Origin of the sequence: Cohnella nanjingensis (assembly GCF_014212125.1) — a bacterium.
Taxonomy (GTDB): domain Bacteria; phylum Bacillota; class Bacilli; order Paenibacillales; family Paenibacillaceae; genus Cohnella; species Cohnella nanjingensis.
In genome coordinates this window covers 1-1,615 of sequence record NZ_JACJVP010000063.1, presented here as the reverse complement: position 1 = coordinate 1,615, position 1,615 = coordinate 1, and the positions used below count along the sequence as shown (strand labels likewise).

1 protein-coding gene is annotated in these 1,615 nt (G+C 45.9%); it reads left to right on the top strand.

Annotation, left to right across the window (positions count from 1 at the left end):
* Positions 1-113: 113 nt before the first annotated feature.
* Positions 114-1,565 carry an IS1182 family transposase gene (locus tag H7C19_RS31190; protein WP_185672996.1) on the top strand — a complete coding sequence of 484 codons (1,452 nt, stop codon included), beginning with the start codon at positions 114-116 and terminating at the stop codon, positions 1,563-1,565.
* Positions 1,566-1,615: the final 50 nt, after the last annotated feature.

The window sequence follows — 1,615 nt, the reverse complement described above, 5'->3', positions numbered from 1 at the left end:
GGGGCCACTGAAAAAGTCCGCTTAACAGAAAAGGTACAGATCCTCAAATTTTTGAAGAGGCTGTACCTTTTCCCTGTATAATTAGGTTATCAACCTGACAAGGTGGTTGCCTAATGATTCAACAACAACAAACGCTTAAATTAAGTCCCTACATAGATCTCTATAATCTCATCATACCGAAGGATAATACGCTCCGCCAAATCAACGACCTGGTCGACTTCTCCTTTGTGTACGAGGAATTGAAAGAGCGCTACTGTCTAGATAACGGCCGGAATGCGATCGACCCGATTCGAATGTTCAAGTACTTGCTACTTAAGGCAATCTTCGAGCTGTCCGATGTGGATATCGTTGAGCGTTCCCGGTACGACATGTCGTTCAAGTACTTTCTTGATATGGCGCCGGAGGATGCCGTCATTGACGCAAGCTCCCTAACTAAATTCCGTAAACTGCGGCTTAAGGATTTGAATCTGCTCGACATGCTGATTGGCAAGACGGTAGAAATCGCACTGGAGAAGGGAATCATCACGAGCAAGTCCATCATTGTCGACGCAACGCACACGAAAGCCCGCTATAACCAAAAATCTCCGCGAGAAATTTTGCTGGATCGCTCCCTAAAACTAAGAAAAGCCGTATACATGGCAGACGAATCCCTGAAAGACAAACTACCCGCCAAAAATACCACCGATGTGCTCGAGGATGAAATCGCCTACTGTCAAAAGCTCATTGCCACGCTTGAGGCAGAAGGCGGTGTCTGTGCGTTGCCGAAAATTCAAGAACCGCTTAACTTTTTGAAGGAGGCTGTTGCAGACGATCTGGAGCAATTGCGGATCTCGGAAGATCCAGATGCACGAGTGGGTCACAAGAGCGCAGATTCGTCGTTTTTCGGTTACAAAACTCACATTGCTATGACCGAGGAAAGAATTATCACTGCGGCTGTGATTACAACGGGCGAAAAGAGTGACGGCAAGCAGTTGCAGGCGCTGATTGAAAAGAGCAAGGCAACCGGGATGGAAGTGAAAACAGTGATTGGTGATACTGCCTACTCGGAGAGGGATAATATTAAGTACAGCAATGAAAATGGCCTTGAGTTAGTGGCCAAACTAAATCCAGCAATAACGCAAGGGAATCGTAAGAAGGAAGATGAATTCCAGTTTAATAAAGATGCTGGCATGTATGTGTGCAAGGCCGGTCACATGGCTACCCGAAAAGCACGCGGAGGAAAGAAAGGCGTTGGGGCAAACCAAGTGGATACGTATTACTTCGATGTAGAGGTATGCAAACGATGCCCTATAAGAGAAGGCTGTTACAAAGAGGGTGCCAAAAGTAAAACGTACTCGGTGAGCATTAAATCCGATGAACACACCGAACAGATGGCGTTTCAAGAGAGTGAGTACTTCAAAACCAAGTCGAAGGAACGCTACAAAATTGAAGCGAAGAACAGCGAACTCAAACATAGGCACGGGTACGACGTAGCGTCATCCTCGGGTTTATTGGGGATGGAGTTACAAGGTGCTATGGCGATTTTTGCTGTAAACCTTAAGCGGATACTTAAGATGAGTGACTGAGTGAGTGTGGTAAAAGTAAGGTAATAGCAAAGAAAAAGACGACTTCTATT